General features: G+C 52.5%; 24 protein-coding genes. 15 read left to right on the forward strand and 9 right to left on the reverse strand.

Annotated features, from left to right (window positions below; genetic code table 11):
- Window positions 1-30 precede the first annotated feature (30 nt).
- Both mtlD and mtlR read left to right on the forward strand, forming a co-directional pair.
- Entirely contained in the window at window positions 31-1,179 is a 1,149-nt protein-coding gene (mtlD, locus tag ACHHZ7_RS12350; protein WP_020996057.1) for a mannitol-1-phosphate 5-dehydrogenase, read from the forward strand.
- Complete coding sequence (gene mtlR, locus ACHHZ7_RS12355) at window positions 1,179-1,766, forward strand: mannitol operon repressor MtlR (RefSeq protein WP_003024179.1); 588 nt, start codon at window positions 1,179-1,181, stop codon at window positions 1,764-1,766. The genes mtlD and mtlR overlap by 1 nt, the downstream gene beginning before the upstream one ends.
- A gap of 12 nt (window positions 1,767-1,778) precedes the next feature.
- Here the strand turns inward: mtlR and ACHHZ7_RS12360 are convergent, their stop codons facing one another.
- Window positions 1,779-1,985: a hypothetical protein gene (locus ACHHZ7_RS12360; protein ID WP_032945348.1), complete on the reverse strand. Its 207-nt coding sequence runs from the start codon at window positions 1,983-1,985 to the stop codon at window positions 1,779-1,781.
- Window positions 1,986-2,277: 292 nt separating this feature from the next.
- On the opposite strand from ACHHZ7_RS12360, the gene ACHHZ7_RS12365 reads away from it, so the two are divergent.
- The 6 genes from ACHHZ7_RS12365 to trmL all read left to right on the forward strand — a co-directional run bounded on the left by ACHHZ7_RS12365 (window position 2,278) and on the right by trmL (window position 8,576).
- On the forward strand, window positions 2,278-2,640 hold the full coding sequence (locus ACHHZ7_RS12365; RefSeq protein ID WP_008786458.1) for a YibL family ribosome-associated protein: 363 nt from the start codon (window positions 2,278-2,280) through the stop codon (window positions 2,638-2,640).
- 262 nt (window positions 2,641-2,902) lie between these two features.
- A complete protein-coding gene (lldP, locus tag ACHHZ7_RS12370; RefSeq protein ID WP_003827332.1) occupies window positions 2,903-4,558 on the forward strand; it encodes an L-lactate permease in 1,656 nt (551 codons plus the stop codon).
- Window positions 4,555-5,331, forward strand: a complete 777-nt coding sequence (gene lldR / locus ACHHZ7_RS12375; RefSeq protein WP_003024170.1) for a transcriptional regulator LldR — start codon at window positions 4,555-4,557, stop codon at window positions 5,329-5,331. The genes lldP and lldR overlap by 4 nt, the downstream gene beginning before the upstream one ends.
- Complete coding sequence (gene lldD, locus ACHHZ7_RS12380) at window positions 5,328-6,518, forward strand: FMN-dependent L-lactate dehydrogenase LldD (RefSeq protein WP_032945351.1); 1,191 nt, start codon at window positions 5,328-5,330, stop codon at window positions 6,516-6,518. Before lldR ends, lldD begins: the two co-directional genes overlap by 4 nt.
- Window positions 6,519-6,715: 197 nt before the next feature.
- Window positions 6,716-8,056, forward strand: coding sequence for an aromatic acid/H+ symport family MFS transporter (locus ACHHZ7_RS12385; protein WP_060682945.1), 1,341 nt, complete (start codon window positions 6,716-6,718; stop codon window positions 8,054-8,056).
- A gap of 46 nt (window positions 8,057-8,102) precedes the next feature.
- The gene (gene trmL, locus ACHHZ7_RS12390) at window positions 8,103-8,576 is read left to right on the forward strand and encodes a tRNA (uridine(34)/cytosine(34)/5-carboxymethylaminomethyluridine(34)-2'-O)-methyltransferase TrmL (RefSeq protein WP_003827329.1); all 474 of its coding nucleotides are present in this window, start codon (window positions 8,103-8,105) and stop codon (window positions 8,574-8,576) included.
- Window positions 8,577-8,757: 181 nt separating this feature from the next.
- Here trmL and cysE read toward each other — a convergent pair whose 3' ends face one another.
- From cysE to ACHHZ7_RS12415, 5 genes are all read right to left on the reverse strand, one after another.
- The gene (cysE, locus tag ACHHZ7_RS12395) at window positions 8,758-9,579 is read right to left on the reverse strand and encodes a serine O-acetyltransferase (RefSeq protein WP_003024160.1); all 822 of its coding nucleotides are present in this window, start codon (window positions 9,577-9,579) and stop codon (window positions 8,758-8,760) included.
- 77 nt (window positions 9,580-9,656) lie between these two features.
- Complete coding sequence (gene gpsA, locus ACHHZ7_RS12400) at window positions 9,657-10,676, reverse strand: NAD(P)H-dependent glycerol-3-phosphate dehydrogenase (RefSeq protein ID WP_008786462.1); 1,020 nt, start codon at window positions 10,674-10,676, stop codon at window positions 9,657-9,659.
- On the reverse strand, window positions 10,676-11,143 hold the full coding sequence (gene secB / locus ACHHZ7_RS12405) for a protein-export chaperone SecB (protein WP_003024155.1): 468 nt from the start codon (window positions 11,141-11,143) through the stop codon (window positions 10,676-10,678). The genes gpsA and secB overlap by 1 nt, the downstream gene beginning before the upstream one ends.
- 46 nt (window positions 11,144-11,189) lie before the next feature.
- Entirely contained in the window at window positions 11,190-11,441 is a 252-nt protein-coding gene (grxC, locus tag ACHHZ7_RS12410; protein ID WP_003024152.1) for a glutaredoxin 3, read from the reverse strand.
- A gap of 52 nt (window positions 11,442-11,493) precedes the next feature.
- Entirely contained in the window at window positions 11,494-11,925 is a 432-nt protein-coding gene (locus tag ACHHZ7_RS12415; protein WP_003024148.1) for a rhodanese-like domain-containing protein, read from the reverse strand.
- 249 nt (window positions 11,926-12,174) lie between these two features.
- On the opposite strand from ACHHZ7_RS12415, the gene gpmM reads away from it, so the two are divergent.
- From gpmM to ACHHZ7_RS12430, 3 genes are read left to right on the forward strand one after another with little or no spacing between them, the layout of a single operon-like run.
- Window positions 12,175-13,719 (forward strand): 2,3-bisphosphoglycerate-independent phosphoglycerate mutase, encoded by a 1,545-nt coding sequence (gene gpmM, locus ACHHZ7_RS12420; RefSeq protein ID WP_003827325.1) that lies wholly within the window; start codon window positions 12,175-12,177, stop codon window positions 13,717-13,719.
- 33 nt (window positions 13,720-13,752) lie between these two features.
- Complete coding sequence (envC, locus tag ACHHZ7_RS12425; RefSeq protein WP_238937817.1) at window positions 13,753-15,012, forward strand: murein hydrolase activator EnvC; 1,260 nt, start codon at window positions 13,753-13,755, stop codon at window positions 15,010-15,012.
- A gap of 3 nt (window positions 15,013-15,015) precedes the next feature.
- A complete protein-coding gene (locus tag ACHHZ7_RS12430; RefSeq protein WP_060682947.1) occupies window positions 15,016-15,951 on the forward strand; it encodes a divergent polysaccharide deacetylase family protein in 936 nt (311 codons plus the stop codon).
- Here the strand turns inward: ACHHZ7_RS12430 and ACHHZ7_RS12435 are convergent, their stop codons facing one another.
- Entirely contained in the window at window positions 15,952-16,986 is a 1,035-nt protein-coding gene (locus tag ACHHZ7_RS12435) for a glycosyltransferase (RefSeq protein WP_060682948.1), read from the reverse strand.
- 484 nt (window positions 16,987-17,470) lie between these two features.
- Here ACHHZ7_RS12435 and ACHHZ7_RS12440 point away from each other — a divergent pair, with 484 nt between their 5' ends.
- A complete protein-coding gene (locus tag ACHHZ7_RS12440) occupies window positions 17,471-18,157 on the forward strand; it encodes a lipopolysaccharide core heptose(II) kinase RfaY (RefSeq protein ID WP_008786466.1) in 687 nt (228 codons plus the stop codon).
- A 52-nt stretch (window positions 18,158-18,209) separates the two neighbouring features.
- On the opposite strand, the gene tdh is transcribed toward ACHHZ7_RS12440, so the two are convergent.
- Window positions 18,210-19,235, reverse strand: a complete 1,026-nt coding sequence (gene tdh / locus ACHHZ7_RS12445) for an L-threonine 3-dehydrogenase (RefSeq protein ID WP_003024132.1) — start codon at window positions 19,233-19,235, stop codon at window positions 18,210-18,212.
- Between the two features lie 9 nt (window positions 19,236-19,244).
- Window positions 19,245-20,441 (reverse strand): glycine C-acetyltransferase, encoded by a 1,197-nt coding sequence (gene kbl, locus ACHHZ7_RS12450; RefSeq protein ID WP_060682949.1) that lies wholly within the window; start codon window positions 20,439-20,441, stop codon window positions 19,245-19,247.
- Window positions 20,442-20,655: 214 nt separating this feature from the next.
- On the opposite strand from kbl, the gene rfaD reads away from it, so the two are divergent.
- Genes rfaD through rfaC form a run of 3 tightly spaced genes read left to right on the forward strand, consistent with a single transcriptional unit; the run spans window position 20,656 to window position 23,603 of the window.
- On the forward strand, window positions 20,656-21,588 hold the full coding sequence (gene rfaD, locus ACHHZ7_RS12455; RefSeq protein ID WP_060682950.1) for an ADP-glyceromanno-heptose 6-epimerase: 933 nt from the start codon (window positions 20,656-20,658) through the stop codon (window positions 21,586-21,588).
- Window positions 21,589-21,590: 2 nt separating this feature from the next.
- Window positions 21,591-22,637, forward strand: coding sequence for an ADP-heptose--LPS heptosyltransferase RfaF (gene rfaF / locus ACHHZ7_RS12460; protein ID WP_060682951.1), 1,047 nt, complete (start codon window positions 21,591-21,593; stop codon window positions 22,635-22,637).
- Window positions 22,638-22,640: 3 nt separating this feature from the next.
- Complete coding sequence (gene rfaC, locus ACHHZ7_RS12465) at window positions 22,641-23,603, forward strand: lipopolysaccharide heptosyltransferase RfaC (protein ID WP_060682952.1); 963 nt, start codon at window positions 22,641-22,643, stop codon at window positions 23,601-23,603.
- Window positions 23,604-23,643: the final 40 nt, after the last annotated feature.

The following is a 23,643-nucleotide window of genomic DNA, read 5'->3' on the forward strand; positions in this document are numbered from 1 at the left end:
TGGGTAAAAACATTAATGAAGGTTAATACTATGAAAGCATTACATTTTGGCGCAGGTAATATCGGTCGTGGCTTTATCGGCAAACTGCTGGCGGACGCGGGGATACAGCTGACGTTCGCGGATGTAAATCAGGTCGTGCTCGATGCCCTGAATGCCCGTCATAGCTATCAGGTTCATGTCGTGGGTGAAAATGAGCAGGTTGATACCGTCTCCGGCGTCAACGCTGTAAGCAGCATCGGCGATGATGTTGTTGAACTGATTGCCCACGTAGATTTAGTCACTACCGCCGTCGGTCCGGTTGTACTTGAGCGTATCGCTCCAGCCATCGCCAAAGGACTGGTTAAACGCAAGGCGCAGGGCATCGCTACTCCACTAAATATCATCGCTTGTGAAAACATGGTGCGCGGAACGACCCAGTTGAAAGGCCATGTAATGAACGCGTTAGCAGATGAAGATAAAGCCTGGGTTGAAGAACATGTTGGCTTTGTCGATTCTGCCGTGGACCGCATTGTTCCGCCTTCGGCTTCAGCAACCAACGATCCGCTGGAAGTTACCGTCGAAACCTTCAGTGAGTGGATTGTCGACAAAACACAGTTCAAAGGTGAACTGCCAAATATCCCAGGAATGGAATTAACTGATAACCTGATGGCATTTGTCGAACGTAAACTCTTCACGCTAAACACCGGGCATGCTATAACCGCGTACCTCGGAAAATTGACCGGTCATCAGACCATCCGTGACGCGATTCTCGACGAGAAAATCCGCGCAGTGGTAAAAGGTGCGATGGAAGAGAGCGGCGCGGTACTGATCAAACGCTATGGCTTTGATGCAGCAAAACATGCGGCATACATTCAGAAAATCCTCGGTCGTTTTGAAAACCCGTATCTGAAAGATGACGTTGAGCGCGTGGGTCGTCAGCCGCTGCGTAAGCTGAGCGCAGGTGACCGCCTGATTAAACCACTGCTGGGTACGCTGGAATATGGTTTGCCGCATGCGAATCTGGTTACCGGTATTGCGGCAGCGATGCACTATCGCAGCGAAGAAGATCCGCAGGCACAGGAACTGGCCGCGCTGATTGACGAAAAAGGTCCACAGGCCGCGCTGGCGCAAGTTTCCGGGCTGGATGCCAATAGTGATGTCGTGCTTGAGGCTGTTAACGCGTATAACGCAAAGAAATGATGCAGGACCTGGCGCAGGATATCCTGCGCCTGAATAATAGATTGTCAGATATGCAGGCAATAATGGAACAAACGCAGGCCTTTGAAAATCGTGTGCTTGAGCGTCTGAATGCTGGCAAAACCGTACGCAGCTTCCTCATCACCGCCGTAGAACTGCTCACCGAGGCGGTGAATATCCTTGTGCTTCAGGTATTTCGCAAAGACGACTATGCGGTGAAATACGCCGTAGAACCGCTGCTCGACGGCGATGGTCCGTTGGGCGATCTTTCTGTTCGTCTGAAGTTAATCTACGGCCTGGGCGTACTCAGTCGCCCGGAGTACGAAGATGCGGAGCTGCTGATGGCGCTGCGGGAGGAGCTGAATCACGACGGCAACGAATACGCATTCACCGACGACGAAATTCTTGGACCGTTTGGTGAACTTCACTGCGTGACGGCACTCCCGCCGCCACCCCAGTTTGATACCTCAGACTCTGGTTTGCATGCCATGCAGATCCAGCGTTACCAGCAGATGGTACGATCCACCATGGTCCTTTCCCTGACCGAGCTGATTTCTAAAATCAGCTTAAAAAAAGCCTTTCAAAAATAAGACGATGTTTGCTTATTTCTCTTCCTGCTGCGGTCGATACAGCTGCCGATAGTACGCCAGACGTTGCAGATACAGCTGCGCGTTTTCCTGCGGTATTTCTGAAGGGACAACGTTGCGCGGCGGTGTTTTATTCAAATATTCGCGAAAAGCCTGGCTTGAAGCCATAAAATCGACAGTTTTATCAATCAGGATTGAAACGTTCTCACCTATTTTCGCCATAATCTTCCCTCCTCCATGTATTAACCGCGCTCAGCCTGTGCGGTTGATCATTTAAGTTTAGGATCAGTTGGGTGTTTATATTGAGGAAAACGTGCTTCACCACGAACACGCCAATAAAAAGCACCACGGCCGATCTTATCGCTTAAATTTCCTTGTTAATCAATGCAGTAACATTATCATTAGCTAATTAATACTTACGGTATTTGATTATTTATCTTCGAGCAGTTGTGAATAATCCCGCTCTGCGCGCATACTATAGGATATTCATCCTATTTTTATCAGAAGCTATCCTATGAAAGAAGTCGAAAAAAACGAAATTAAACGCCTGAGCGATCGTCTGGACGCTATTCGCCACCAGCAGGCAGACCTGTCCCTGGTTGAAGCCGCCGACAAATACGCCGAGCTGGAAAAAGAGAAAGAAACTCTGGAAGCCGAGATCGCACGCCTGCGTGAAGTTCACGGCCAGAAGCTGAGCAAAGAAGCGCAAAAGCTGACAAAACTTCCATTCCGTCGGGCCATCACCAAAAAAGAGCAGGCTGACATGGGCAAACTGAAGAAAAGCGTGCGCGGCCTGATCGTCGTCCACCCGATGACCGAGCTTGGCCGTGAAATGGGCCTGAAAGAGATGACGGGCTTCGCGAAGAGCGAGTTCTAATCTCCCACCGGGCAACATCCGCTTGCCCGGTCCTTCATTTCCCCTCGCAATTGGCCCTACCAATTTTAGCCAGATCCTACCAGCACCTCACATTTCATTAAAATGTGCGTACAATACCGTTGCCAATAAATAACATTTGATTAACCATTCATTGTCATTACCCCTACACAACAATATTGGCAGGGCCACTTTTACACATAATGTGACGAAGATTTGAGCAAAGACTCATTCCATTATGTCAGCGGCCCCCAGGAGACCTGCAATGAATCTCTGGCAACAGAACTACGACCCGGCCGGTAATATCTGGCTTTCCAGCCTGATCGCATCGCTCCCTATCCTGTTCTTTTTCTTCGCCCTGATTAAGCTCAAGCTGAAAGGCTATGTTGCGGCGTCATGGACGGTGGTGATCGCTTTGTCGGTCGCCCTGCTGTTCTACAAAATGCCGGTCGATCACGCACTGGCATCCGTAGTGTACGGTTTCTTCTACGGTCTGTGGCCAATTGCCTGGATCATTATCGCCGCGGTATTCGTCTATAAAATCTCGGTGAAGACCGGGCAGTTCGACATCATCCGCTCATCAATACTCTCGATTACCCCAGACCAGCGTCTGCAAATGCTGATTGTTGGTTTCTCCTTTGGGGCATTCCTCGAAGGAGCGGCAGGCTTTGGCGCTCCGGTAGCGATTACCGCCGCACTGCTGGTTGGTCTTGGCTTTAACCCGCTGTATGCGGCAGGTTTGTGCCTGATCGTAAATACCGCGCCGGTCGCTTTTGGCGCAATGGGCATTCCGATTCTGGTCGCCGGTCAGGTTACCGGACTGGACAGCTTCGAGATTGGCCAGATGGTAGGTCGTCAGCTGCCGTTCCTGACCATTATCGTGCTGTTCTGGATTATGGCGATTATGGATGGCTGGCGTGGTGTCAAAGAAACCTGGCCTGCGGTGATGGTCGCTGGCGGCTCGTTTGCTATCGCACAGTACCTCAGCTCTAACTTTATCGGGCCGGAACTGCCGGACATTATCTCTTCTCTGGTCTCACTGGTGTGTCTGACGCTGTTCCTGAAACGCTGGCAGCCGGTACGTATCTTCCGTTTTGGCGATATGGGCGCTTCGCAGGTCGATATGGATCTGTCGCGCACCCGCTACACCGCTGGGCAGGTGGTACGCGCCTGGTCACCGTTCCTGTTCCTGACAGCTACCGTCACACTGTGGAGCATACCGCCGTTTAAAGCGCTGTTTGCGCCAGGCGGCGCGATGTACCACTGGGTGGTCAATATTCCGGTTCCGTTCCTCGACAAGCTGGTTGCCCGTATGCCGCCGGTCGTACACGAAGCCACAGCCTACGCGGCGGTGTACAAATTTGACTGGTTCTCCGCGACCGGTACTGCGATTCTGTTTGCCGCCCTGCTGTCTATCGTCTGGCTGAAGATGAAGCCATCTGCTGCGCTGCAGACCTTTGGTAGCACGCTGAAAGATCTGGCGCTGCCTATCTACTCCATCGGGATGGTGCTGGCGTTCGCGTTTATCTCTAACTACTCCGGGCTTTCATCCACCCTGGCACTGGCCCTGGCACATACCGGCAGCGCATTTACCTTCTTCTCGCCGTTCCTTGGCTGGCTGGGGGTATTCCTGACCGGGTCCGACACCTCATCAAACGCATTGTTCGCCGCCCTGCAGGCCACGGCCGCTCAGCAAATCGGCGTTTCTGATGTGCTGATGGTGGCCGCAAATACCACCGGCGGCGTGACCGGCAAAATGATCTCTCCACAATCTATCGCTATCGCCTGTGCGGCAGTGGGATTAGTGGGGAAAGAGTCTGATCTGTTCCGCTTTACCGTGAAGCACAGCCTGATTTTCACCTGCATGGTGGGTGTGATTACCACGCTGCAGGCCTATGTCTTAACCTGGATGATTCCATGATAGTGATGCCCAGACGCCTGTCAGACGAAGTCGCATCTCGTGTGCGGGCGCTGATTGAAGAACAACAGCTGGAGGCGGGCATGAAGTTGCCCGCTGAGCGCCAGCTGGCCGTACAGCTCGGCGTATCGCGCAACTCGCTGCGCGAGGCGCTGGCGAAACTGGTGAGCGAAGGCGTGTTGATTAGCCGTCGTGGCGGCGGGACGTTTATCCGCTGGCAGCATGAGGCATGGTCTGAACAAAACATCGTTCAGCCGCTGAAAACTCTACTGGCAGACGACCCTGATTACAGTTTCGATATTCTGGAAGCCCGCCACGCCATCGAAGCCAGCACCGCCTGGCATGCAGCTATGCGTGCCACTGCTGCCGACAAAGAGAAGATCAGACTCTGTTTCGAGGCCACACAAAGCGAAGATCCAGATCTCGCCTCGCAGGCAGACGTTCGCTTTCATCTCGCCATTGCGGAGGCCTCGCACAACGTGGTGCTGTTACAGACCATGCGCGGTTTCTTCGACGTATTGCAGTCTTCGGTGAAACAGAGCCGCCAGCGAATGTACCTTGTGCCGCCCGTATTTTCGCAACTGACGGCGCAGCATCAGGCCGTCCTGGATGCGATTGTTGCCGGAGATGCCGACGGAGCGCGTAAAGCAATGATGGCGCACCTCAGTTTTGTCCACACCACGATTAAACGATTTGATGAAGATCAGGCCCGCCAGGCGCGAATCACCCGCCTGCCCGGTGACCCTGGTGAGAATAGCAGGGAGAACAACACATGATTATTTCAGCAGCCAGCGACTATCGCGCCGCAGCCCAGCGCATCCTACCCCCCTTCTTGTTCCACTATATAGACGGTGGGGCGTATGCAGAGCACACTCTGCGCCGTAACGTGGCAGACCTGTCGGAGGTGGCGCTGCGCCAGCGCGTGCTGAAGAATATGTCCGACCTGAGCCTGGAGACAAAGCTGTTCAACGAAACGCTCTCCATGCCGGTGGCCCTTGCACCTGTCGGTCTGTGCGGCATGTACGCGCGCCGGGGCGAAGTTCAGGCCGCCGCCGCCGCTGATGCCAAAGGCATTCCATTTACGCTTTCCACGGTATCCGTATGTCCGATTGAAGAAGTCGCCCCAACCATCAAGCGTCCAATGTGGTTTCAGCTATATGTTCTGCGCGATCGCGGCTTTATGCGCAACGCGCTGGAGCGCGCCAAAGCGGCGGGTTGCTCCACGCTGGTCTTTACCGTCGATATGCCAACACCGGGTGCACGCTACCGTGACGCCCATTCCGGGATGAGCGGCCCAAATGCCGCACTGCGCCGCTACTGGCAGGCAGTCACCCATCCACAGTGGGCATGGGACGTTGGCCTGAACGGTCGCCCACATGATTTAGGTAATATCTCGACTTATCTTGGTAAACCTACCGGTCTTGAGGATTACATCGGCTGGCTGGCGAATAACTTCGATCCGTCGATTTCCTGGAAAGACCTCGAGTGGATCCGCGAATTCTGGGATGGCCCGATGGTGATCAAAGGGATCCTCGATCCCGAAGATGCCCGAGACGCCGTACGCTTTGGCGCGGATGGTATTGTTGTCTCTAACCACGGTGGCCGCCAGTTAGACGGCGTGCTGTCTTCTGCTCGCGCGCTGCCCGCCATTGCCGATGCAGTAAAAGGCGATATCACCATTCTGGCAGACAGTGGGATCCGCAACGGTCTGGATGTCGTACGTATGATTGCGCTGGGCGCGGATAGTGTTCTGCTGGGACGTGCTTATCTGTACGCGCTGGCCACCCACGGTCAGGCCGGGGTGGCGAATCTGCTGAATCTGATCGAGAAAGAGATGAAGGTGGCAATGACCCTGACCGGGGCGAAATCGATTAGCGAAATCAGCCGTGATTCGCTGGTACAGGAACTGGGTCAGAACCTGCCTGCTGCATTAGCGCCTCTGGCCCAGGGTAGCGCTGCGTAACACTCTCCCCCGTAAAATCGCGTTTTCTGCATGGTCGGCCTGTTCTCAGCCCGGCCATTTTTTATGCAAAAATAACGACCAGTTAACATTTACAACCAATATATTTGACAACTTTTTATCCACCTGCCAAATGTATATACAAGCTAATACAAGAGCGATTTATACAGATAACAACCATCATAACGGGCGAGGGTGACATGGCTTATTCCGGTAAAGTGAATATCCAGCAGGCGATAGATGACAGTCCTTTTTCGCGCTTCCATTGGGTCATTATTGTCCTGGGATTTCTGGTTTTAGCCATTGACGGCTTCGATACCGCGGCGATGGGTTATATTGCTCCCACGCTCTCAGCCGACTGGGGCATCAAGAAGCAAGATCTCGGACCGGTGTTAAGCGCCGCGCTATTAGGCCTGTCATTTGGCGCCCTGCTCGCCGGACCCATTTCCGATCGTATGGGCCGTAAGCGTGTCCTGGTATTTTCCTGTCTGTTCTTTGGCCTCGCCAGTCTGGGAACCGCCTATGCCCAGACCCTGAATATGCTCACATTTTGGCGTTTTCTCACTGGACTTGGACTTGGCGCGGCAATGCCCAACGCCATCACCCTGGTGTCAGAATTCGCCCCGAAACGTTGTCGTTCAATGGCGATTAACACCATGTACTGCGGCTTTCCGTTAGGCGCTGCGGGCGGCGGCGTAATCTCCTCCTGGCTTATTCCCAATTACGGCTGGCACAGTGTTCTGCTTGCCGGTGCGATCGCCCCGCTGGCCCTCACCGTACTGTTGGTGCTGTTCCTGCCGGAGTCGGTGAAGTATCTGGTTCACCGCGGTAAAGGGGTGGCACAGGTTAAACGCATTGCTCAACGTTTTATGTCGGGAAATCTGGAACAGGTTACTCAGTTTTATCTGGATGAAGACCGCGTCACGATCAAAAAAGGCAGCGTGGCGCAGCTATTCAGTATGCCCTGGCTGCCGGGCACGCTGATGCTCTGGACGACCTACTTTATGGGGCTGGTTATCTATTACGTGCTGCTGAGCTGGATGCCAACGCTGATGCTGGGCATGGGCTATCCGCTGGCTGAATCCGCCTGGCTGACGTCACTGTTTACCTTCGGCGGTACCGCAGGGATCCTGCTGGCCGGTTGGTTAATGGACCGTTGGGAAGCGCATAAAGTGGTATCACTCGGCTTTATGCTGACGATGCTGTTTGACCTCGCTCTCGGGTTTGAACACAACCATATCATCCTGTTCGGCGCACTGATCTTCCTGATGGGGATTACCATGAACGGCGCGCAGTCCGGGCTACAGACGCTGGCTGCAACGTTTTATCCAACCCACTGCCGCGCAACGGGCATTGCCTGGATGCAGGGCGTGGGCCGCTTCGGCGGCGTAGCCGGAACGATGATGAGCGCCCAGTTGCTTTCCCTGCAATGGCAGGCAGACAGTATCTTAATGTTCCTCAGCCTTCCGGCTTTGGTCGCCGCTGCCGCGACGATTTACAAGCTGCAACGCTATAAACCGCACGCGCTGACCGTCGCATAGTACCGGCTCTTTCTGCTATTCTGCCCCCCGTACTTAAGGGGGCAGTATGCTAAACATCGTTTTATTCGAACCAGAAATCCCGCCAAATACCGGCAATATTATTCGCCTTTGCGCCAACACCGGCTTTCGTCTGCATATTATTGAGCCAATGGGCTTTACCTGGGACGACAAGCGCCTGCGTCGCGCGGGGCTGGATTACCATGAATTTACCGCTGTGCTACGCCACCCTGATTACGCCGCCTTCGTCGCCGCAGAAAATCCGCAACGTCTGTTTGCCCTGACCACCAAAGGTACGCCAGCGCATAGCGCGGTAAGCTATCAGGATGGGGATTATCTGATGTTTGGCCCGGAAACTCGCGGTCTGCCAGCCAGCATCCTCGACGCGCTGCCTGCCGAACAAAAAATTCGTATTCCGATGATGCCGGACAGTCGCAGCATGAACCTGTCGAATGCGGTGTCGGTGGTGGTGTATGAGGCCTGGCGCCAGTTAGGTTATCCCGGCGCGGTATTGCGTAGTTGATTTTTGTCGGATGGCGGCTGACGCCTTATCCGACCTACGAAAGAATTTACCGTTATTTTTCGAGCGTTATCGGCGCAGTCAGGTTGGACACGGACTGCGCTTGCCGACCTGCGCGTACACGTAGTACGTGAGGATGGCGAGCACAGCCCGGGTTCAAGATGACAAGTAAGATAGCTCGAAATCAGATTCCATCGCCGTATTCGAAAGTATGATGAATCCCGTTGAAATGCTGATCCATATCCATAGACGGCTTATCGCTGTCTGGCTTACCGACGATGCGCGCCGGTACGCCTGCGGCGGTGGTATGCGGCGGTACGGGCTGTAGCACGACCGAACCTGCGCCAATCTTCGCGCCGCGTCCGACTTCAATGTTGCCGAGAATTTTTGCTCCCGCGCCGATCATCACGCCTTCACGAATTTTCGGGTGGCGGTCACCGCCGGCTTTACCGGTCCCGCCCAGCGTGACGGATTGCAGAATAGAGACGTCGTTTTCAATCACCGCGGTTTCACCAACCACAATGCCGGTGGCGTGATCGAGCATAATCCCACGGCCAATTTTTGCCGCCGGATGAATATCTACCTGGAAGGTAACGGACACCTGATTTTGCAGGAAGATCGCCAGTGCCTGACGCCCCTGATGCCACAGCCAGTGACCGATACGGTAGGCCTGAAGCGCATGAAAGCCCTTCAGATACAGCAGTGGAGTGGAATATTTATCGACAGCCGGGTCACGCGTGCGTACTGCCTGAATATCGCAGGCCGCTGAGGCAATCATTTCAGGATCGGCCGCGTAGGCCTCTTCTACGACTTCGCGAATCGCAATGGCGGGCATGATTGGAGAAGCGAGTTTATTCGCCAGCATATAGCTTAGCGCACTGCCGAGATTTTCATGCTTGAGCAGCGTTGCGTGGTAAAAACTGGCCAGCATTGGCTCACATTCCGCCAGTGCCCGGGCTTCCGCTTTAATGTTTTTCCAGACGATATCCAGTTCTTCACACGGCATTGCGTACTCCAGAAGGTAGCAAAACGACCGATCCGTTCTTCGCGGATCGGGTCGTTATATTCAACAGTTCCTTACAGCTAGTGGCGACTCAGCTCGTCCTTGCGTGCACGGCCTAATAACGTCAATGCTGCCTCGCGCGCGTTTTTTCCGCAATACAATACTTGATAAATTTCCTCGGTTATTGGCATCTCAACACCAAAACGGTGCGCCAATTCACGAACTTCTTTCGTATTGCGATAGCCTTCAACCACTTGGCCAATCTTGTCCTGCGCACCCTGCACGTCCATCCCCTGGCCGAGCATCATGCCAAAACGACGGTTGCGCGACTGGTTGTCGGTACAGGTCAGCACCAGATCGCCTAAACCCGCCATCCCCATAAAGGTGGCAGGATCGGCCCCCAGCGCCGCACCAAGACGAGACATTTCGGTCAGCCCACGGGTGATCAATGCGGTTCGTGCATTCGCGCCAAAACCGATGCCGTCAGACATCCCCGCACCAATGGCAATGACGTTTTTCACCGCGCCGCCAAGCTGCACGCCAATGAAATCCGGGTTGCTATAAACGCGGAAGCTTTTGCCGCAGTGCAGCAACTGCTGGAGATCGTCAGCAAAAGTGTCGTCCGTCGAGGCCAGAGAAATCGCCGTCGGCATGCCCGCAGCCAGCTCTTTGGCGAACGTCGGGCCGGAAATAACCGCCAGTGGAATTGAGTCCCCCAGCGCTTCACGCGCGACGTCCTGCAGCAGACGTCCTGTTTCCGCTTCCAGACCTTTTGTCGCCCAGACCAGTCGTGCGTCAGGACGCATCAATGGTTTGATGTTACGCAGCACTTCGCCAAAGACGTGGCTCGGCACCACCACCAGAATATTACGACTGGCGGCCAGTGCAGTGGCTAAATCACTTTCCAGGCGCAGCGTGTCGGGAAAAGGCACATCAGGAAGGAACGCGACGTTGCAGCGATCGTGCTCGAGAGTCGCGATATGTTTAGGATCATGGCCCCACAGGACAACCTGATGGCCATTTCTTGCCAGGGTGATGGCAAGAGCGGTGCCGTACGAGCCGGCACCAATCACAGTCATTGAAGCATTACTTTGGTTCATCAGGCATCCTGATGTTCTTCAGTACCTTCGCCAGCCTGCTGCTGTAAATAGTTCATGAACAGCGCATCAAAGTTGACCGGCGCAAGGTTCAGTTGCGGGAACGTACCGCGTGAAACCAGGCTGGTGATGCATTCGCGGGCATACGGGAACAGAATGTTCGGGCAGTATGCGCCCAGGCAATGCGCCATCTGAGTCCCTTCGATACCACTGATGGAGAAAATACCGCCCTGCTGAACTTCGCACAGGAACGCAGTTTCTTCACCCAGGGAAGCCGTTACGGTGACACGCAGCACTACTTCATACACGTCATCTGCCAGTTGGGTAGATGCGGTATCAAGATCCAGTTTAACCTCTGGCTGCCAATCTTTCTGGAAAACATGCGGTGCATTTGGCGCTTCGAAAGACACATCCTTGGTATAAATACGTTGGATCTGGAAAGCCATTTCAGTGTTATTTTGTTCTGACATGTTGAGAAAACCCTTTAGTGTTGTCCTTTAAATACTTCGGTACGCCTTAACGCAGCAGTGGATCCAGTCCACCACGCGCATCCAACGCATACAAGTCGTCACAACCACCAATGTGCTGTGCATCAATAAAAATCTGCGGAACCGTAGTACGGCCACTGCGCTTGATCATTTCTTCACGCTTCACGGCATCGCCGTCAATCGGAAGCTCCTGGAAACTCACACCCTTGCTGTTCAGGAGCGCCTTTGCGCGATGGCAAAACGGGCAGGTTGCTTTGGTATAGATCTCAATATTGGCCATGACTTATCTCCAGTGTTCTTTTTACCCTGCGGCATGAAAGAAGACGGGTAAATTATTTGCCGCGAACCAGTGGCAGATTCTCACCACTCCAGCCCGCTACGCCATCTTTCAGTACAGACACCTGCTCAAAACCGGCTTTGATCAGCGCAGTTGCTGAATCCTGGCACTGCATGCCTGAACCATCAACCACAATCACAGGTTTGTTTTTGTGTTTTTCCAGTTCGCCAAAGTTGTTGGCTTTGATTTCGCTCGGCAGCAGGTTAGTGGAGCCTGCGATATGGCCTTTGCGGAAGTCGTCGCGCTGACGTAAATCCACGACAACGGCGTCTTCTTTATTGATGAGACGTGTGGCTTCTCCGCGCGTAATCACCTTCACTTTGGAAGTCAGGCTCTTAAACGTGGTAAATAATACAGCCGCCAGTAACGCAATCCAGGCGATACTCAATACAGGGTGGCGACTAACAAATTGCATAATTTCTTGCATGGGGGGTAACAACTCCCGACTCAGTGATTAAAAAAACCAGGAAAGGAGTATACCTGCGCGTTGGCGCAAATACAGCCAGAGCGTGCATTGGATTGCATTTTTGCGGGGCGCTACGGAAAAAAAAACCTAAAACCACGCCCTCTGTGGCGCGCTCTGGTCGATTATTTGATCTTCCGGGGCTACTTTATCGATTCAGCTGTAGTAAAATTACGCAATTATTTTTTATCTATTAAGTGTGAGGTTGTCGCAATGTCGGTTTCTAAAAAACCTATGGTACTGGTGATTCTGGATGGCTATGGCTATCGCGAAGACAGCCAGGATAACGCCATCTTTAATGCCAAAACCCCGGTAATGGATGCCCTGTGGGCAAAACGTCCGCATACCCTGATTGATGCATCTGGCCTGGAAGTTGGCCTGCCCGATCGCCAGATGGGCAACTCCGAAGTCGGTCACGTCAACCTGGGCGCGGGCCGCATCGTGTATCAGGACCTGACCCGTCTGGATGTAGAAATTAAAGAGCGTACTTTCTTCGCTAACCCGGTACTGACCAATGCGGTCGACCAGGCAAAAAATAGCGGCAAAGCGGTTCACATCATGGGTCTGCTCTCTGCGGGCGGTGTTCACAGCCACGAAGATCACATCATGGCGATGGTAGAAATGGCTGCTGAACGCGGCGCGGAAAAAATCTATCTGCACGCTTTCCTTGATGGCCGCGATACCCCGCCGCGCAGCGCTGAACATTCACTGCAGAAATTCGAAGAGAAATTTGCCGCACTGGGCAAAGGCCGCGTAGCGTCCATCATCGGTCGTTACTACGCGATGGACCGCGACAACCGTTGGGATCGCGTTGAACAGGCTTATGACCTGATGACGTTGGCCAAAGGCGAGTTCCAGTTCGCTACGGCGGTTGAAGGCCTGCAGGCTGCTTATGCCCGCGACGAAAACGACGAATTCGTGAAAGCGACCGTGATCCGTGCTGAAGGCCAGGCTGAAGCCGCCATGGAAGACGGCGATACGCTGATTTTCATGAACTTCCGTGCTGACCGTGCGCGTGAAATCACTCGTGCGTTTGTTAACGCTGACTTCGACGGCTTCGCCCGTAAGAAAGTCGTTAACCTCAACTTTGTGATGCTGACCGAATACGCGGCCGACATCAAAACTGCGGTTGCTTACCCACCAGCATCTCTGGCTAACACCCTTGGCGAGTGGATGGCGAAGCACGACAAAACGCAGTTGCGTATTTCCGAAACCGAAAAATATGCGCACGTGACCTTCTTCTTCAACGGCGGCGTAGAAGAGCCGTTCAAAGGCGAAGACCGCATCCTGATCAACTCACCGAAAGTTGCGACCTACGATCTGCAGCCGGAGATGAGCTCTGCTGAGCTGACCGAAAAACTGGTTGCGGCGATTGAGAGCGGAAAATACGACACCATCATTTGTAACTACCCGAACGGCGACATGGTTGGTCATACCGGAGTGATGGAAGCAGCGGTTAAAGCGGTTGAAGCGCTGGATCACTGCGTTGAACAGGTCGCGAAAGCGGTTGAATCCGTTGGCGGCCAGTTGCTGATCACCGCGGACCACGGTAACGCAGAGCAGATGCGCGATCCGTCCACCGGTCAGGCGCACACTGCGCACACCAACCTGCCCGTTCCGCTGATTTATGTCGGTGGTAAGAACGTTAAAGCAGTCGAAGGCGGTAAACTTTCTGATATCGCCCCGACGATGCTGACGCTGATGGGTATGGAAATCCCGCAAGAGATGACTGGTAAGCCGCTGTTCATCGTGGAATAATCCCTCCCCATGAGGGGAAAGGCGATTAATACCATCACTCGGGCCGTGAAACCGCGTAAGTTTTCAGTCAGGCCCTTGTTCTACGCCAGCGCGCTTAGCGCTGGCGTATTGCTGTGCGCCTTTTCCGCCCACGCGGACGAACGCGACCAGCTCAAATCTATTCAGGCCGATATCGCGGCAAAAGAACGCGCGGTACGCCAACAGCAACAACAACGCGCCACCCTCCTCGCTCAGCTTAAAGCGCAGGAACAGGCCATCGCCGTTGCCGCAAGGCAGTTGCGCGAAACGCAAAACTCACTGGCGCAGCTGAATACGCAAATCGCAGAGATGAACGCAGCACTCGCGAAGCTGGAAAAACAGCGGGCCGCGCAAGAACGCAGCCTGGCAGCCCAACTCGACGCAGCTTTTCGCCAGGGCGAACACACAGGCATTCAGCTCATTCTTAGCGGTGAAGAAAGCCAGCGTGGGCAACGCCTGCAGGCCTATTTCGGCTACCTGAACCAGGCGCGACAGGAAACCATCGCGCAGCTGAAACAAACCCGCGAAGAGGTCGACTCGCAAAAAGCCGAGCTGGAAGATAAGCAGAGCGAACAGCAGACGCTACTGTACGAACAGCGCGCTCAGCAGGCTAAGCTGGAACAGGCACGTAACGAACGCCAGAAAACACTTTCGAGTCTGGAATCATCGATTCAACAGGGTCAACAGCAACTGGGCGAAATGCGCGCCAACGAATCCCGTCTGCGCAACAGCATTGCTCGCGCCGAAGCCGCGGCCAAAGCGCGCGCGGAACGTGAAGCGCGCGAGGCGCAGGCCGTACGTGATAAGCAGAAGGATGCGTCACGAAAAGGCTCAACCTATAAACCGACCGAAAGTGAAAAATCACTGATGTCGCGTACCGGCGGTTTAGGTTCGCCACGCGGTCAGGCATTCTGGCCCGTTCGTGGTCCAACTCTACATCGTTATGGCGAACAGCTGCAGGGTGAGCTACGTTGGAAGGGTATGGTTATTGGTGCATCCGAGGGCACCGAAGTTAAAGCCATTGCCGATGGTCGCGTCATTCTGGCGGACTGGCTGCAGGGCTATGGCCTGGTGGTCGTCGTTGAACACGGTAAAGGCGATATGAGCCTGTACGGTTATAACCAGAGCGCACTGGTCAGCGTCGGTACGCAGGTTCGCGCCGGGCAGCCTATAGCACTTGTGGGTAGCAGCGGCGGTCAGGGCAGGCCGGCACTCTATTTCGAAATTCGTCGCCAGGGTCAGGCGGTCAATCCACAGCCGTGGTTGGGAAGATAAGTTTTGCCACAACAATTTCGTCGTCTACTACTCTCTCTCGCCAGTCTGCTGGCCTTCGCAACACCTGTATTTGCTGGCAAACTCGCCATCGTCATTGATGATTTCGGCTATCGCCCACACACTGAAAACCAGGTACTGGCGATGCCTTCTACCATCTCCGTTGCCGTTCTGCCTAACGCCCCACATGCGCGTGAAATGGCAATCAAAGCGCATAACAGCGGGCATGAAGTCTTGATCCATCTGCCAATGGCGCCGCTGAGCAAGCAGCCGTTAGAGAAAAACACGTTACGCCCTGAAATGAGCAGCGAAGAGATTGAGCGGATCATTCGCGACGCGGTAAGCAAAGTGCCGAATGCGGTCGGACTGAACAACCATATGGGCAGCGCGATGACCTCCAGTCTTTTCGGCATGCAGAAGGTGATGCAGGCGCTGGAACGCTACGACCTCTACTTCCTGGACAGCATGACCATCGGTAACAGCCAGGCAATGCGCGCAGCGTCAGGCACCGGTGTGAAGGTCATCAAACGCAAAGTCTTCCTGGATGACACGCAAAATGAAGCCGATATTCGCCGTCAGTTTAATCGTGCCGTCGAGCTTGCGCGCCGCAACGGTTCCGCAATCGCCATTGGCCACCCTCACCCGTCTACGGTTCGCGTTCTGCAGCAGATGCTGTATAGCCTGCCAGCCGACATCACGCTGGTTCGCCCAAGCAGCTTGCTCAATGAACCACAGGTGGATACCTCCAGACCAAGCCTCACACCACCGAAGAACGGTACGCCTGATGCACCACGTAATCCTTTCCGCGGGGTGAAATTATGCAAACCGAAACAGCCGTTAGAGCCGGTGTACGCCAGCCGCTTCTTCAGCGTGCTCGGCGAAAGCATCACCCAAAGCACGCTGGTGCAGTATATGCGCCTGCAGTGGCAGGGCTGGCAATAATCAGTCTTTACTATCCAGCGTTAAATGGGCCAGGCGGCGCGGCGTCAATGATTTATCGCGCCACTGGCTAAAACGGATAGCCCACAACAGTACCTGATAACCCAGCTTAACGCTGCAGATATTACTCACCATACGCTTGAACATACCCGATACAAATACTTCAGCAATCATGCGCTGGCGGATCTGTGGATCGGGTTCTTTACGAATACAATGACATACTCGCAGTCCCTCATAAATCACTTGTTGCTTAAACTCAGGATGGATAGTGATGCGGTTAGCATAGCTATGATTAAGTTCGTCCAGCAGGCGAGTGATCTTTATATAGTGCCGTTGATAGTTTAAATTCGCTTCACCCTGCCGCTTCATGTGGCTAATTGAGCCATCGTGTTGGTAGTATTTATATAATGGTTTTTCCGTATATTTCACACGAGTGGCATTAAACATAAACACCGTACTCCACATGATATCCTGATGATGTAACCCAGGGATAAATCTTATATTGTGTTCTTTAATGAGGTCATTTCTATATACCCCCATCCAGAGAACATGCGTCCAGCGGCGCGAAGCAAGCCCCATACGCAACCAGTCTGGGCCGGAGAGAATACCGGTAGAGCGCAGACGATCTGTTGGAATGGATACCCAGACTCGGGATGTTTCCCGCGAACTCCAGTCTGCGTTGCTTTGTACAACGTCAAGGTTGTCATGCAAGGCCATTCCCATCAATGTCTCATACATCTCCGGATAGACTTCATCATCGGCATCAACGAATGCGATGTAATCCCCCACAGCGACATCCAGGCCAAGGTTTCGCGCGACAGAGACACCCTGGTTGGCCTGATGCAGCAGCCGAACATGGGGATATTTTTCCGCATAGTATTGCGCAATATCGACTGAACAGTCCGTAGAACCATCATTTACAATAATGATTTCAAGATCTTTCCAGGTCTGCGCAATTAACGACTCCATACAGTCACGAAAGTAACTACCGGCATTATATAACGGGATAATAACGCTTAATTTATATTTACTTTTCATCGTAGGGTAATCATCTAATCTATGGGATTGTCGTTACTCTATCACCCGATTATTAAGATATTATTAAGGCTTAGCAAGAGGTACAATTTCCAGAGAAATAGGCCAGCATTCCTATAAATTTATATTAGCTAGATTGATAACCTATTTACTTACACGTCCGAGAAACAAAAAACAGCACAAATAGCTAACTTAGTTGTTACCTGTGTATGACAAAGGATTTTGTTATACTAACTTGATCTCTATCACAAAATGAACAGTGCAAATGTAATGATGACCAAAGCACTCTTACTACATTGATGCTTTAATTCATGAAATTTTCATAACGTAAAGCAATTAATCAATTACTTTCAATTAGATAGAACATAACACTGTTTTTTGTGTGCCTTTTACATAAAAGCATGTATTAACTAACCACCGTCGATACAATTTTGTATAATACAGAGCATAACTATCCACAACAGATTAATATACGAAGGCGAATTTAATGAACATTAGTAAGGCTGAATTAAATGACTTTAATGTTTATTTCAAGAAAGAAAAAATTAATTTCCCTTTGTTGATGGAAAAAGTATCAAATAATGAAATAAAAGGGAAACAACTGAATGCTGAAAATGGCTTTCGCAGCGTCCATCTTGTCGAATATGAAAATAAAAAGTTTATTGTCAAGAACGACCGTGAAATAGACAATCGCTTTGAAAAAAAAGCGCTAAACTTTATTTCCGGGCCCTTTTATTCACATATGATTAAACGACTGGCACGCTTAACTCCAGAGCAACGCGCCTGTACTGCAGACCTGTACTACGTTGCCGAAAAATGTCACTTTCGTCAATGTGTTGAAGTGTCAACCGTGCATGAATACATTGATGGTAAACCCCTTGCCGATATCAATGAAAGTAATGCCGAAGAGGTGAAAGACTGTATTATTAAGCTTCACAATGCAGGTCTTGCATCGAATGATATTCACCCTGGGAATTTTATTAGAACGTCATCAGGTGAACTTAAAATTATCGATCTTTCATGCAAAGGCATTATGAAAATATGCCAGGCGAACGATATCCTCACGCTCCGGAATAAATACAATATCGATATTCAGGGTCATGGCTTCGTTTATAACCTGATTTTATTGAAAGAAAAGCTTCGCCGACTTTCACGAAAAATTCGCGGCAAGTAAAAAATAGCCAGATATTAATCATATCTGGCTATTCATTCTTACCGGCTTAATACTAATCCCAGCTCAGGATCACTTTCCCTGACTGGCCTGAACGCATCGCGTCAAAGCCCTGCTGGAATTCATCGATGGAGAATCGATGGGTGATGATCGGCGACAAATCCAGACCAGACTGGATCAGTGCAGCCATTTTATACCAGGTTTCAAACATCTCACGACCGTAGATACCTTTAATAAACAGTCCTTTAAAGATAACTTTGGTCCAATCGATTGACATATCAGATGGCGGAATACCCAGCATAGCAATACGGCCACCGTGGTTCATGGTGTCCAGCATGGCGCGAAACGCTGGCGGCGCCCCGGACATCTCCAGGCCCACATCAAACCCTTCGGTCATACCCAGTTCAGCCATCACGTCGGTCAGATTCTCTTTCGACACGTTGACCGCGCGGGTGATACCCATTTTGCGCGCCAGCTCAAGGCGATACTCATTAACGTCGGTGATCACCACGTGGCGTGCGCCAACGTGCTTCGCGACCGCCGCCGCCATAATACCGATTGGACCCGCACCGGAAACCAGCACATCTTCCCCAACCAGATCGAACGACAGCGCCGTGTGCACTGCATTACCAAACGGATCGAAGATAGACGCCAGGTCGTCGGAGATATTGTCCGGGATTTTAAATGCGTTAAATGCCGGGATCACCAGGTACTCCGCAAAGCAGCCAGGGCGGTTTACACCGACACCGGTCGTATTGCGGCACAGGTGAGTACGTCCACCGCGGCAGTTACGGCAATGCCCGCAGGTGATATGACCTTCGCCTGAAACGCGATCGCCGATTTTAAAGCCTTTAACTTCCTGGCCGATGCCAACAACTTCGCCGACATATTCATGCCCAACGACCATCGGTACCGGGATGGTTTTTTGCGACCATTCATCCCAGTTATAAATGTGAACGTCAGTCCCGCAGATGGCTGTTTTACGGATTTTAATCAGCAAATCGTTATGACCGACTTCCGGTTCAGGAACGTCGGTCATCCAAATGCCCTCTTCCGCTTTCAGTTTGGATAACGCTTTCATTTCACATCCTCAGGCAATAACGCCCAGTTGTTTACCAATGCGTGTGAACGCCTCAACAGCACGCGTAATCTGCTCAGGGGTATGCGCCGCAGACATCTGGGTACGGATACGCGCCTGGCCTTTTGGAACCACCGGATAGAAGAATCCGGTAACGTAAATCCCCTCTTTTTGCAGCTCGCGGGCGAATGCCTGCGCCACTACTGCATCACCCAGCATAACCGGGATGATCGCGTGATCCGCACCGGCTAACGTAAAGCCTGCGGCAGACATTTGCTCGCGGAACTGACGTGCATTCGCCCACAGGCGATCGCGCAGATCGCTGCCAACTTCAACCATTTCCAGCACTTTAATGGAAGCCGCAACAATCGCCGGTGCCAGTGAGTTGGAGAACAAATAAGGGCGGGAACGCTGACGCAGCCACTCAACAACTTCTTTGCGCGCTGCGGTGTAACCACCGGATGCGCCGCCGAGTGCTTTACCCAGCGTACCGGTGATGATGTCCACGCGCCCCATCACGTCACAGTATTCATGGGAGCCACGACCATTTTCGCCGACAAAACCGACGGCATGGGAATCATCAACCATGACCAGCGCGTCGTATTTATCCGCCAAATCGCAAACGCCTTTCAGGTTAGCGATTACCCCATCCATAGAGAACACGCCATCAGTGGCGATCAGGATATGACGAGCGCCCGCTTCACGCGCTTCTTTCAGGCGAGCTTCCAGTTCCACCATATCGTTGTTGGCGTAACGGAAACGTTTTGCTTTACACAGACGCACGCCATCAATGATAGAAGCGTGGTTCAGGGCATCGGAAATAATTGCGTCTTCTGCACCCAGCAGCGTTTCAAACAGGCCGCCGTTGGCGTCGAAGCAGGAAGAGTAAAGGATGGCATCTTCCATACCGAGGAATGCCGCCAGTTTTTGCTCCAGTTGCTTATGGCTGTCCTGGGTACCGCAAATAAAGCGAACCGAAGCCATACCAAATCCGTGAGAATCCATACCCGCTTTTGCCGCTGCAATCAGTTCCGGATGGTTAGCCAGTCCCAGATAGTTGTTCGCACAAAAGTTAATAACGTGGCTTCCATCCGCCACGGTGATATCCGCCTGCTGGGCAGATGTAATAATGCGTTCTTCTTTAAACAATCCTTCCGCACGTGCGGTTTCGAGATCGTTCGTTAACTGTTTGTAAAAATCCCCACGCATTTCAATTCTCCAGACTGGGCAAATTTCAGCACATATTACCCAAAGCTATACGTTGATACGAGATGACGCATCATCACTTCTTCAAAATGAAGCATAAATCACGTGTACCCGCACGGCTTATCGGTGAATGGCTGAAGCCTAAGCCATGTAGTGATATGATAGAAGTATTCGTGTCTGAGATTGTCTCTGACTCCATAATTCAAAGGTTACATTTATGATCATCGTTACCGGCGGCGCGGGCTTTATCGGCAGCAACATCGTTAAGTCCCTGAATGATAAAGGCATCACCGACATCCTGGTGGTGGACAACCTGAAAGACGGCACCAAGTTTGTTAACCTGGTGGATCTGAATATTGCTGACTACATGGACAAGGAAGACTTCCTGATCCAGATTATGGCCGGGGAAGATTTCGGCGATATCGAAGCGATTTTCCACGAAGGCGCATGCTCTTCCACCACCGAGTGGGACGGCAAGTATATGATGGACAACAACTATCAATACTCCAAAGAGCTACTGCACTACTGCCTGGAGCGTGAAATCCCGTTCCTGTACGCATCCTCTGCCGCCACCTACGGCGGTCGCACTTCTGATTTCATCGAATCTCGTGAATATGAGAATCCGCTGAACGTCTACGGCTACTCAAAATTCCTGTTCGACGAGTACGTGCGTCAGATCCTGCCAGAAGCCAATTCTCAGATTGTTGGCTTCCGCTATTTCAACGTTTACGGACCGCGTGAAGGCCACAAAGGCAGCATGGCAAGCGTTGCTTTCCACCTCAACACCCAGCTTAACAATGGCGAAACGCCAAAACTGTTTGAAGGCAGTGAAAACTTCAAACGTGATTTCGTTTATGTAGGCGACGTGGCTGCGGTAAACCTGTGGTTCCTGGAAAATGGGGTTTCCGGCATCTTTAACCTCGGTACAGGTCGTGCGGAATCTTTCCAGGCCGTTGCCGATGCTACGCTGGCGTACCACAAAAAAGGCAGCATTGAGTACATTCCATTCCCGGAAAAACTGAAAGGCCGCTACCAGGCATTTACCCAGGCAGATCTGACGAACCTGCGCGCAGCGGGCTATGACAAGCCGTTTAAAACCGTCGCCGAAGGCGTCACGGAATATATGGCCTGGCTGAACCGCGACGCGTAAGTATGAAAATTTTGGTGGTTGGCCCATCTTGGGTGGGCGACATGATGATGTCGCAAAGTCTCTATCGCACGCTCAAGGCGCGCTATCCCCAGGCGATAATCGACGTGATGGCACCTGCATGGTGCCGTCCGTTATTGTCGCGCATGCCAGAAGTCAACGAAGCTATCGCCATGCCGTTGGGGCACGGCGCGCTGGAGATCGGCGAGCGCCGTAAACTCGGCCACAGTCTGCGTGAGAAGCGCTATGACCGCGCTTATGTGCTGCCTAACTCGTTTAAATCCGCTCTGGTGCCGTTCTTTGCGGGTATTCCCCATCGTACCGGTTGGCGTGGCGAGATGCGCTACGGTCTGCTGAACGATGCGCGCGTACTGGATAAAGACGCATGGCCACTGATGGTCGAGCGCTATGTGGCTCTGGCTTATGATAAAGGCGTGATGCTGACGGCCAAAGATTTGCCGCAGCCTCTGCTATGGCCGCAGTTGCAGGTCAGCGAAGGCGAGAAATCACTGACCTGTAGTCAGTTTTCCCTCTCTGCCGAACGCCCCATCATCGGCTTTTGCCCAGGTGCGGAATTTGGTCCAGCAAAACGCTGGCCACATTACCACTACGCAGCGTTGGCGAAGCAGTTGATCGATGAAGGCCATCAGATTGTGCTGTTTGGCTCAGCAAAAGACCATGAAGCTGGCAATGAGATCCTGGCAACGCTGAGCACTGAACAGCAAGCCTGGTGCCGTAATCTGGCGGGCGAAACACAGCTGGAACAGGCCGTCATTCTGCTCGCCGCCTGCAAAGCGGTCGTCACCAACGATTCTGGATTAATGCACGTGGCCGCAGCACTGAACCGTCCACTGGTCGCATTGTATGGTCCAAGCAGCCCGGATTTTACGCCTCCGCTTTCCCACAAGGCACGTGTCATTCGCCTGATTACGGGGTATCACAAAGTGCGTAAGGGCGATGCGGCAGAAGGCTATCACCAGAGTCTGATGGACATCACGCCACAGCGCGTGCTGGAAGAACTCAACGACCTGTTGTTACAAGAGGAAGCCTGACGGATGCGGGTTCTGATCGTTAAAACGTCGTCTATGGGCGATGTACTGCATACGTTGCCCGCATTAACCGATGCGCAGCAGGCTATTCCAGGTATTCAATTTGATTGGGTGGTGGAAGAAGGGTTCGCTCAAATCCCCTCCTGGCATTCAGCCGTTGACCGGGTTATTCCAGTGGCGATCCGTCGCTGGCGTAAAGCCTGGTTTTCAGCGCCGATAAAAGCCGAGCGTAAAGCGTTTCGTGATGCGGTGCGTTTACAGCATTATGACGCAATAATCGATGCGCAGGGTTTGGTTAAAAGCGCGGCGTTGGTGACACGTCTGGCACGTGGCATCAAGCATGGTATGGACTGGAGCACAGCCCGCGAACCGCTGGCAAGTCTGTTTTATAATCGCAAACATCACATAGCCAAACAGCAGCACGCGGTAGAACGTACGCGTGAATTGTTCGCCAAAAGCCTGGGGTATGCTAAACCGCAGTTGCAGGGTGATTACGCGATTGCGCAGCATTTTGTAAAACAGCAAACGTCTAATTCGCAGCCCTACGCTGTATTTTTACATGCGACCACGCGAGATGATAAGCATTGGACAGAAGCGCACTGGCGGGACCTTATTACGCTGATACCGAAGACAGGGATTCGCATTAAACTTCCCTGGGGAGCAGCGCATGAAGAGGAAAGAGCAAGAAGAATTGCGGAAGGATTTGATAATGTCGATGTATTGCCAAGGATGAGTCTTGAGGAAATTGCGCGTATCCTCGCCGGTGCTAAATTTGTAGTTTCGGTTGATACAGGCCTTAGTCATCTGACCGCCGCGCTCAATCGCCCAAACGTTACGCTGTATGGTCCCACCGACCCAGGGCTCATTGGTGGCTACGGTAAGAATCAGTTAACGTGCATTGCTCCGGAAGGAAAACTGTCGTTACTCACCGCTCAGCAAGTACTAACACACCTACCGTCCGACGTATAATCCCCCGACTCGGGACGGGTGCTCTGCACGCTTATCAGAA

This window comes from Citrobacter freundii complex sp. 2024EL-00216, assembly GCF_043945515.1.
Lineage (GTDB): Bacteria > Pseudomonadota > Gammaproteobacteria > Enterobacterales > Enterobacteriaceae > Citrobacter > Citrobacter portucalensis.

What these genes read in the sequence shown, in the direction of transcription:
- mtlD (WP_020996057.1), top strand. Translation starts at nt 31, where the DNA reads ATGAAAGCATTACATTTTGGCGCAGGTAATATCGGTCGTGGCTTTATC.
- mtlR (WP_003024179.1), top strand. Translation starts at nt 1,179, where the DNA reads ATGCAGGACCTGGCGCAGGATATCCTGCGCCTGAATAATAGATTGTCA.
- ACHHZ7_RS12360 (WP_032945348.1), bottom strand. Translation starts at nt 1,985, where the DNA reads ATGGCGAAAATAGGTGAGAACGTTTCAATCCTGATTGATAAAACTGTC.
- ACHHZ7_RS12365 (WP_008786458.1), top strand. Translation starts at nt 2,278, where the DNA reads ATGAAAGAAGTCGAAAAAAACGAAATTAAACGCCTGAGCGATCGTCTG.
- lldP (WP_003827332.1), top strand. Translation starts at nt 2,903, where the DNA reads ATGAATCTCTGGCAACAGAACTACGACCCGGCCGGTAATATCTGGCTT.
- lldR (WP_003024170.1), top strand. Translation starts at nt 4,555, where the DNA reads ATGATAGTGATGCCCAGACGCCTGTCAGACGAAGTCGCATCTCGTGTG.
- lldD (WP_032945351.1), top strand. Translation starts at nt 5,328, where the DNA reads ATGATTATTTCAGCAGCCAGCGACTATCGCGCCGCAGCCCAGCGCATC.
- ACHHZ7_RS12385 (WP_060682945.1), top strand. Translation starts at nt 6,716, where the DNA reads ATGGCTTATTCCGGTAAAGTGAATATCCAGCAGGCGATAGATGACAGT.
- trmL (WP_003827329.1), top strand. Translation starts at nt 8,103, where the DNA reads ATGCTAAACATCGTTTTATTCGAACCAGAAATCCCGCCAAATACCGGC.
- cysE (WP_003024160.1), bottom strand. Translation starts at nt 9,579, where the DNA reads ATGCCGTGTGAAGAACTGGATATCGTCTGGAAAAACATTAAAGCGGAA.
- gpsA (WP_008786462.1), bottom strand. Translation starts at nt 10,676, where the DNA reads ATGAACCAAAGTAATGCTTCAATGACTGTGATTGGTGCCGGCTCGTAC.
- secB (WP_003024155.1), bottom strand. Translation starts at nt 11,143, where the DNA reads ATGTCAGAACAAAATAACACTGAAATGGCTTTCCAGATCCAACGTATT.
- grxC (WP_003024152.1), bottom strand. Translation starts at nt 11,441, where the DNA reads ATGGCCAATATTGAGATCTATACCAAAGCAACCTGCCCGTTTTGCCAT.
- ACHHZ7_RS12415 (WP_003024148.1), bottom strand. Translation starts at nt 11,925, where the DNA reads ATGCAAGAAATTATGCAATTTGTTAGTCGCCACCCTGTATTGAGTATC.
- gpmM (WP_003827325.1), top strand. Translation starts at nt 12,175, where the DNA reads ATGTCGGTTTCTAAAAAACCTATGGTACTGGTGATTCTGGATGGCTAT.
- ACHHZ7_RS12435 (WP_060682948.1), bottom strand. Translation starts at nt 16,986, where the DNA reads ATGAAAAGTAAATATAAATTAAGCGTTATTATCCCGTTATATAATGCC.
- ACHHZ7_RS12440 (WP_008786466.1), top strand. Translation starts at nt 17,471, where the DNA reads ATGAACATTAGTAAGGCTGAATTAAATGACTTTAATGTTTATTTCAAG.
- tdh (WP_003024132.1), bottom strand. Translation starts at nt 19,235, where the DNA reads ATGAAAGCGTTATCCAAACTGAAAGCGGAAGAGGGCATTTGGATGACC.
- kbl (WP_060682949.1), bottom strand. Translation starts at nt 20,441, where the DNA reads ATGCGTGGGGATTTTTACAAACAGTTAACGAACGATCTCGAAACCGCA.
- rfaD (WP_060682950.1), top strand. Translation starts at nt 20,656, where the DNA reads ATGATCATCGTTACCGGCGGCGCGGGCTTTATCGGCAGCAACATCGTT.
- rfaF (WP_060682951.1), top strand. Translation starts at nt 21,591, where the DNA reads ATGAAAATTTTGGTGGTTGGCCCATCTTGGGTGGGCGACATGATGATG.
- rfaC (WP_060682952.1), top strand. Translation starts at nt 22,641, where the DNA reads ATGCGGGTTCTGATCGTTAAAACGTCGTCTATGGGCGATGTACTGCAT.